The sequence below is a fragment of the Blautia glucerasea genome (genome assembly GCF_013304385.1).
Lineage (GTDB): Bacteria > Bacillota > Clostridia > Lachnospirales > Lachnospiraceae > Blautia_A > Blautia_A ammoniilytica.
Window position 1 is genome coordinate 46,887 of sequence record NZ_JAAITU010000026.1, and the last position, 7,466, is coordinate 54,352.

At 49.8% G+C, this 7,466-nt stretch carries 8 protein-coding genes and 2 pseudogenes; 9 read left to right on the top strand and 1 reads right to left on the bottom strand.

Annotated features, from left to right (window positions below; genetic code table 11):
• Positions 1–20: 20 nt before the first annotated feature.
• The 5 genes from G5B11_RS11120 (at position 21) to G5B11_RS11140 (ending at position 4,332) form a co-directional block, all read left to right on the top strand.
• On the top strand, positions 21–218 hold the full coding sequence (locus tag G5B11_RS11120) for a helix-turn-helix transcriptional regulator (protein WP_002595107.1): 198 nt from the start codon (positions 21–23) through the stop codon (positions 216–218).
• A gap of 2 nt (positions 219–220) precedes the next feature.
• On the top strand, positions 221–637 hold the full coding sequence (locus G5B11_RS11125; RefSeq protein WP_002595106.1) for a hypothetical protein: 417 nt from the start codon (positions 221–223) through the stop codon (positions 635–637).
• Between the two features lie 103 nt (positions 638–740).
• Positions 741–2,315, top strand: a complete 1,575-nt coding sequence (mobQ, locus tag G5B11_RS11130; protein ID WP_002595105.1) for a MobQ family relaxase — start codon at positions 741–743, stop codon at positions 2,313–2,315.
• A gap of 66 nt (positions 2,316–2,381) precedes the next feature.
• A complete protein-coding gene (locus G5B11_RS11135; RefSeq protein WP_002595104.1) occupies positions 2,382–3,026 on the top strand; it encodes a CHC2 zinc finger domain-containing protein in 645 nt (214 codons plus the stop codon).
• On the top strand, positions 2,995–4,332 hold the full coding sequence (locus tag G5B11_RS11140; RefSeq protein WP_173728220.1) for a virulence-associated E family protein: 1,338 nt from the start codon (positions 2,995–2,997) through the stop codon (positions 4,330–4,332). Before G5B11_RS11135 ends, G5B11_RS11140 begins: the two co-directional genes overlap by 32 nt.
• A 28-nt stretch (positions 4,333–4,360) precedes the next feature.
• Here the strand turns inward: G5B11_RS11140 and G5B11_RS19460 are convergent, their stop codons facing one another.
• Positions 4,361–4,600 carry a hypothetical protein gene (locus G5B11_RS19460; protein WP_021682886.1) on the bottom strand — a complete coding sequence of 80 codons (240 nt, stop codon included), beginning with the start codon at positions 4,598–4,600 and terminating at the stop codon, positions 4,361–4,363.
• On the opposite strand from G5B11_RS19460, the gene G5B11_RS11145 reads away from it, so the two are divergent.
• The 4 genes and pseudogenes from G5B11_RS11145 to G5B11_RS11160 all read left to right on the top strand — a co-directional run.
• Entirely contained in the window at positions 4,574–4,771 is a 198-nt protein-coding gene (locus G5B11_RS11145) for a hypothetical protein (RefSeq protein WP_173728203.1), read from the top strand. The two genes, G5B11_RS19460 and G5B11_RS11145, sit on opposite strands and share 27 nt — an antisense overlap.
• Positions 4,772–6,442: a recombinase family protein gene (locus G5B11_RS11150; RefSeq protein ID WP_173728205.1), complete on the top strand. Its 1,671-nt coding sequence runs from the start codon at positions 4,772–4,774 to the stop codon at positions 6,440–6,442. It abuts the gene before it with no gap.
• A 91-nt stretch (positions 6,443–6,533) separates the two neighbouring features.
• Positions 6,534–6,617, top strand: a pseudogene (locus G5B11_RS11155) (Maff2 family mobile element protein); the annotation flags it as partial.
• Positions 6,618–6,637: 20 nt separating this feature from the next.
• Positions 6,638–7,324, top strand: a pseudogene (locus tag G5B11_RS11160) (VirB6/TrbL-like conjugal transfer protein, CD1112 family); the annotation flags it as partial.
• Positions 7,325–7,466 lie beyond the last annotated feature (142 nt).

The window sequence follows — 7,466 nt, forward strand, 5'->3', positions numbered from 1 at the left end:
CCATAAGAGAGGAGGATGACATGAAAAATCGCCTGGAAGAATTACGAAAGCAACGAGGCATAAAGCAAGAAGATTTAGCAAATGCATTGGAAGTATCACGACAGACCATCGGCTCTTTGGAAAACGGACGCTATAACCCATCTATTCAGTTGGCATTTAAGATTGCCAGATATTTCAACATGAGTATTGAAGAAATTTTTATTTACGAGGAGGATTGATTATGAAAAAAAGGTTGTTGATTTTAATGACAGTTACAGGAATGATTATTCTACTGGGAGGATTGCTAACATACGGTTTGGGAGTACATGAAATAATACCTGTGCCACGTCCCGACTTAATAGTAGTAGGTACATCTCTCATTGGAATTTTGCTGATTGTATCTGGTGTGTGCGACTTGTTCGTTAAGAAAACCAAAGAAATGGAAATAGAGGAAAATGACGAGAGAAATATTTCGCTTAGTAATGCTGCTATGGCAAGTGGCTTCAAGGTAATGAATGTTACGATTGCTGTTTCTATTTTTGCTTTGATTTTCACCGGATATATGACAGTAGTCCCATGTTTCACTATTATTGGGGCTTATGCTATTGGACAAATTGTATTTATTGTGCGACTTTGGTACTTGCACAAAACTATGTAAATGTATTACTAAATACCCGCCGCCCCCAGCGGCACAACAAGCAGGAAATCTGAAAAGGTATCCTGCTTTTTCTATGTCCAAAAACGGAAAGGAGGAACACAAAATGCCCTGTCCACACAACGAAATCTCTATTGTGCAGCGCAGCCACCGCCAGTCTGCGGTTGCCGCCGCTGCTTACCAGAGCGGCGAAAAGCTGTTCTGTGAATATGACCAGGAAGTAAAACACTACCCGGAAAAGCGTGGTATCGTCCACAATGAAATCCTGCTCCCGGCAAACGCTCCCCTGGAGTACACAGACCGCAACACCCTCTGGAACGCTGCCGAAGCTGTTGAGAAGCAATGGAACTCCCAGCTTGCAAGGCGGTGGGTGCTTTCCATTCCCAGAGAGATACCGCCCGACCAGTACGCCGCCCTTGTACGGGATTTCTGCCGCCAGCAGTTTGTTTCCAAAGGAATGTGCGTGGATTTTGCCATCCATGACAAAGGGGACGGAAACCCACACGCCCATGTCATGCTGACCATGCGGGCAATGGATGAGCGTGGGAAATGGCTTCCCAAGAGCCGCAAGGTCTATGAACTTGATAAGAACGGGGAACGAATCAAGCTCCCGTCCGGCAGGTGGAAAAGCCACAAGGAAGATACGGTTGACTGGAACGACCGCAAATATGGCGAAATCTGGCGGCATGAATGGGAGGTCATCCAAAACCGCTATCTGGAAGCCAACAACCGCCCGGAACGAGTAGATCTCCGTTCTTACGAAAGACAGGGGCTTGATATTATCCCTACCGTCCATGAAGGGGCTGCTGTCCGGCAGATGGAAAAGCGTGGGATTCAGACGAACATCGGCAACCTGAACCGAGAAATCAAAGCCGCCAATAGTTTGATGAAGTCCATCCGGCAGCTTATTAAAAATCTCAAAGGCTGGATTGCGGAGCTTAGCGAAAAGCGGAATGAACTGCTTGCCCAAAAAGCTGCGGAGGAAGCGGTCTTTCTTCCCAATCTGCTGATGAAGTATATGGAGATACGAAAGGCAGAACGGAGCAGCTGGACACGGGCGGGACAAAGCCGGGGGACTTCCAAAGACTTAAAGGCAGTCAGCGAAGCCCTGTCCTATCTCCAGAGAAAGGGACTTTCCACCGTGGAGGATTTGGAAAACTTTATAGAAACGTCCGGGAAATCTGCCGCCGACTACCGAAAGCAGATGAAGCCAAAGGAAACCCGCAGCAACGTGATTGACGCTATCCTTGCCGCCCGGACGGACTGTAAGGAATGTAAGCCCGTTTATGAGAAATACCAGAAGATATTTTTCAAGAAAACTAAGGAAAAATTCAAGCTGGAACACCCGGAGGTTGCCCGGTTTGAGAAAGCCAGTGCCTACCTTGCCAAGCACCCGGACGATAAGGACAGCACGAAAAAGGAGCTTTTGCAGGAACAGGCGAAGCTTGTGGACGAAATCGCAGACTTGAAAGTACCGTTGACCGAGGTGCAGGAAGATTTGAAGAAGCTGTGGGACATCCGCTACTGGGTACGGAAAGCCACACCCGGCACAGAGGAAAGCAAAGAGCCGCCCAAGAAGCAGCCCCTCAAAGAAGTCTTGCAGGATAAGGCTGACGAGAAGAGAGCACAGAAAAACGCCCCGGCGCAGACGAAACACAAACAACAGGATATGGAACTTTAACAGGCACTTGCCATTTTCAGATTGAGAATGATAAGTGCCTTTTCTTTTTTACAAGGAGGAATTGATTTGAATGTATTTGAAGCTGTGAAGCAGTCCGTTACGACAAGACAGGCTGCGGAGCATTACGGAATCCGGGTAAACAGAAACGGGATGGCTTGCTGCCCGTTCCACAACGATAAGACCCCCAGCATGAAGCTGGACAAGCGTTTCCACTGCTTCGGATGTGGTGCAGATGGGGATGTGATTGATTTTGTAGCTGCCCTGTACGGGCTGGGGAAAAAGGAAGCCGCCGCACAGTTGGCGAGTGACTTCGGGCTTGCCTATGAGGACTGGAAGCCACCGGGCAGGGCAAGGAAGCCCAAGCCCCGGCAGAAATCCCCGGAAGAACAGTTCCGGGAAGCAAAGGCACATTGCTTCCGTGTCCTTGCCGATTATCTACACCTCTTACGGGTATGGAAAACCGACTATGCCCCGCACTCCCCGGAGGAAGCGTTTCATCCCCGGTTCGTGGAAGCCTTGCAGAAGCAAGCCCATGTGGAATATCTGCTGGATGTGCTGCTGTTTGGGGATACGGAGGAAATCGCTTCACTGATTACGGAACATGGAAAGGATGTGATACAGCTTGAACAGCGAATGGCAGAGCTTGCCGCCGCAGACGCAGCAAGAACTAAAAAACACCATGAACGCCATGCAGCCGCCCCAGAGCGTTGAGGAAGTAAAGGCAACTCTGGAAACCACCGAGAAAGGCGGTGTCCGCCAGAGCATACGGAACTGCCTGACCGTATTCCAGCGTGACCCGGTGCTTGCCGGGGCAATCGCCTATAACATCCTGACCGACCGAAAGGACATCATAAAGCCCATCGGTTTTCACAGAGAAAGCACAGCCCTGACCGATACAGACATGAAGTATCTGCTTCTCTATCTGGAGGAAACCTACGGGCTGACCAGTGAGAAAAAGATTGAAACCGCCATCGGGATTGTGGCGAATGAGAATAAGTACCACCCCATCCGGGATTTTCTGAACAGCCTTGCATGGGACGGGACGGAGCGCATCCGCTTCTGTCTGCGGCACTTTCTGGGGGCGGATGTGGACGATTACACCTATGAAGCCCTAAAGCTGTTTCTTTTGGGGGCGATTACAAGGGCATTTAAGCCCGGAAGCAAGTTTGAAATCATGCTGTGTCTGGTAGGCGGTCAGGGGGCTGGCAAGTCCACCTTCTTCCGTCTGCTGGCAGTCCGGGACGAGTGGTTTTCCGATGATTTGCGGAAGCTGGACGATGATAACGTGTACCGCAAGCTGCAAGGTCACTGGATAATTGAAATGTCGGAAATGATGGCAACCGCCAATGCCAAGAGCATTGAGGAAATCAAGTCTTTTCTAAGCCGACAGAAAGAGGTTTATAAGATACCCTATGAAACCCACCCGGCAGACCGTCCCCGTCAGTGCGTGTTCGGCGGTACTTCCAACGCCCTTGACTTTCTCCCCCTTGACCGTTCCGGCAACCGCCGATTTATCCCGGTCATGGTGTACCCGGAGCAAGCCGAGGTTCACATTTTGGAGGACGAAGCCGCTTCCAGAGCCTATATCAGCCAGATGTGGGCGGAAGCAATGGAGATTTACCGAAGCGGCAGGTACAAGCTGTCATTCAGCCCAGCCATGCAGCGGTATCTCAAAGAACACCAGCGGGATTTTATGCCGGAGGACACCAAAGCCGGGATGATACAGGCTTACCTTGATAAGTACACCGGGGAAACGGTCTGTTCCAAGCAGCTCTACAAGGAAGCCTTAAATCACACCTTTGACGAGCCGAAGCAATGGGAAATCCGGGAAATCAACGAGATAATGAACCAGTGCATTACCGGGTGGAACTACTTTTCCAATCCAAGAATGTTTGCGGAATATGGCAGACAAAAGGGCTGGGAGCGTGAAAACCCGGCAACGGACTCCGGCAACCCGTCTGAAAAAACGATGGATGGTTTTGTGGAGGTCACAGAACAGATGGAGCTTCCATTCTGAAAATGACCGCCCGTTGCACCCCCTGTTGCTATCCCGTTGCCGAGCCGGTTGCCGGGGAAAACCCCTTATTTCCGGGCTTTTCTCCCTTATAACAACCAAAACAACAGAAAAATAAAAGAAAAGTATAAATAGTAACCATCGCCAGATTGAGATTGTTTGCAAGGTCTTTTGAAGCCCGTTGCCGGACTTCGTTGCCGACACCCTCTGTCTGGCTATTTTCATGTATGGAGGATAACTGCCTATGGCAAAAAACAAAACAGAGATTCATGTGACTACTGTGTTTGACGGGGAGCTTGACGCAACCGATGTGTTCGTCAGCCTGATTTCCCAGAAATATGGAAGGACAAATTCAAAAGAATATCTTGCTAAAAAGAAAGATATGAAGTATAATGAAGATGAGGTTCAAAAGAGCCAGATACCGTCTGGATTGTGTGGGTAAATGGCTATGATGAACGAAATGGAATACAGAACAATCGGAAAGGCACTTGCCGGGGGCTATCGTGCGGCGGTCTATTGCAGGCTGTCAAAGGACGATGACCTGCAAGGCGAAAGTGCCAGTATCGCAAACCAGCGTGATATGCTGGAAAAATACTGCGAAAAGCAGGGATGGGAGGTTGTGGCAGTCTATCAGGATGATGGCTTCACAGGTCTTAACATGGAGCGTCCTGATTTACAGAGAATGTTGAGAGCCATTGAGCGCAGGCAGATCAACCTTGTCATCACGAAAGACCTCAGCCGACTGGGGCGTAACTATCTGCAAACCGGGCATTTGATTGAGGACTTTTTCCCAAGAAACGGTGTCCGCTATATCGCCATGAATGACGGTATCGACACCCTGCGGGATAACAACGATATTGCCCCGTTCAAGAATATCCTGAACGAGATGTACAGCAAGGATATTTCCAAGAAAGTCCATTCCTCTTATCTTCTGAAAGCGCAGAAAGGACAGTTTACCGGGTGTCTTGCCCCGTTTGGGTATCGGAAAGACCCGGAGGACAAAAACCATCTGCTCATTGACGAGGAAACCGCCCCGATTGTGCGGCTGATTTTCGGATATGCCCTAAACGGTCATGGTCCGAACTATATCCGCAGACGGCTGGAGGAAGAAAAAATCCCCTGCCCCACATGGTGGAACCGGGAACGGGGGCTTCGCAATACCCGCACCAAATGGGAAAAGAAAGACCCGGAAAACGGGCGGTATATGTGGGACTTCTCCGTTATCAAAGACCTTTTGATGAATCCCGTCTACACCGGGGCGATTGCTTCCCAGAAAAAAGACTACCGCTTCAAAATCGGCACGATTGGGGAAAAGAAACCGGAGGACTGGGTTGTGGTTGAGGGACAGCACGAACCGCTGATTGACCGCATGAGCTTTGATATTGTGCAGAACAAGCTGAAATCCCGCCAGCGTCCGGGGCAGACCAATGAAATCAGCCTGTTTGCCGGACTGATAAAATGCGGCGAGTGTGGGAAGTCGCTGACGATACGCTACACAAACGCAAAACATCCCCAGCGGATTTACTCCTGCAAGACCTACAATGCCTTTGGAAAGAACCACTGCACCCAGCACCGGATTGACTATGACACCCTTTACAGCCATGTGCTGCGGAAAATCCGGGAATGTGCCAGAGCTGCCCTGATGGACGGGGAAGCGGTTGCTGACCGCCTGACCAATACCTGTGAAGCCGAGCAGCGGGAACAGCGGGAAGCAATGGAACGCTCCCTTACAAGGGACGAGGAACGGATTGAGGTTCTGGACAAAATGGTCATGCGGCTTTATGAGGATATGATTGCAGGGCGTATCAGTGAGCAGAATTTCAACACCATGCTGGAAAAGACACAGACCGAGCAGACGGAGCTTAAAACAAAAGTGTCCGAGGGCAGAAAGCGGCTGTCCGATGAAGTCCAGCTTGCCAATGACGCAAAACAATGGGTGGAAGCCATTCAGGAATACGCCAACATCACAGAGCTGGACGCAGCCACCCTCAACCGCTTAATCAAAGAAATCGTCGTGCATGAGCGCATTGACGAAGATAAAACAAGACACATTTCTATCGAAATTCATTTTAATCTCAAACCCATCCCGGAGGTGGAACAGGTCACTGCCTGACCTGTCCCGCCGGGACGGTTCTCTTAAAAAATACCATATAGATTTTTTGTACGCCGCCGCCCGCCATCGAGCAGAGTTTTACACCTAATTGGGGATAAAACAGTTGATGGCCGGCGGCGGTGTCGCCCTCATCGGCATCACCCTTGTACCTCTGCTCTCCGGCCTGTTCGGTTGATCGTCCGGCGGTGATCGCTTATGGGCGGCATACTCGACAAACTCGATGAATGGCTCCGAGGGCTGCTCATCGAGGGGATCACGGGAAACCTGTCGGGCATGTTCGATACGGTCAATACCAAAGTAGGCGAGATCGCCGGTGAAGTGGGACAGACGCCGCTGGCATGGAACAGCGGCGTCTTTTCTATGATCCGAAACCTCTCTGAAACGGTGATCGTTCCAATCGCCGGGGTTATCCTGACATTCGTAATGTGTTATGAGCTGATCCAGCTTGTGACAGAGAAAAACAATCTGCACGATGTAGATACCTGGATGTTCTTCAAGTGGATTTTCAAGACATTCTGTGCCGTTCTCATTGTGACGAACACATGGAATATCGTCATGGGTATCTTCGATGTGGGGCAAAGCGTTGTGAACAGCAGCGCAGGCGTCATCATCGGAAATACCTCCATTGATATCAGCAGCGTCATCACGGATATGGAGGCGCAGCTTGAAGCCCTGGGCACGGGAGAACTGTTCGGGCTGTGGTTCCAGGCCCTTTTTGTGGGACTTACCATGAACGCCCTTTCCATCTGTATCATGCTTGTCATCTACGGCCGCATGATCGAGGTGTATTTGACAACTTCCGTTGGACCGATTCCGCTTGCCACTATGACAAACCGGGATTGGAGCCATACAGGACAGAACTACTTGAAATCCCTGTTTGCATAAGGGCACTGAAAAACTTCCATTTTTTCTTAAGTGGAAGTTTTTCTTTTATATTTTTTCAATTTTTTTTTAGAAAAAGCACAAAAAAGCTATGGCTTACTCCATAGCCAGCTCTTCTAATCTTACTATTCGTTTTACATTT

Coding starts and splice junctions, on each gene's coding strand:
- G5B11_RS11120 (WP_002595107.1), top strand. CDS start 21: ATGAAAAATCGCCTGGAAGAATTACGAAAGCAACGAGGCATAAAGCAA.
- G5B11_RS11125 (WP_002595106.1), top strand. CDS start 221: ATGAAAAAAAGGTTGTTGATTTTAATGACAGTTACAGGAATGATTATT.
- mobQ (WP_002595105.1), top strand. CDS start 741: ATGCCCTGTCCACACAACGAAATCTCTATTGTGCAGCGCAGCCACCGC.
- G5B11_RS11140 (WP_173728220.1), top strand. CDS start 2,995: ATGAACGCCATGCAGCCGCCCCAGAGCGTTGAGGAAGTAAAGGCAACT.
- G5B11_RS11145 (WP_173728203.1), top strand. CDS start 4,574: ATGGCAAAAAACAAAACAGAGATTCATGTGACTACTGTGTTTGACGGG.
- G5B11_RS19460 (WP_021682886.1), bottom strand. CDS start 4,600: ATGAATCTCTGTTTTGTTTTTTGCCATAGGCAGTTATCCTCCATACAT.
- G5B11_RS11150 (WP_173728205.1), top strand. CDS start 4,772: ATGGCTATGATGAACGAAATGGAATACAGAACAATCGGAAAGGCACTT.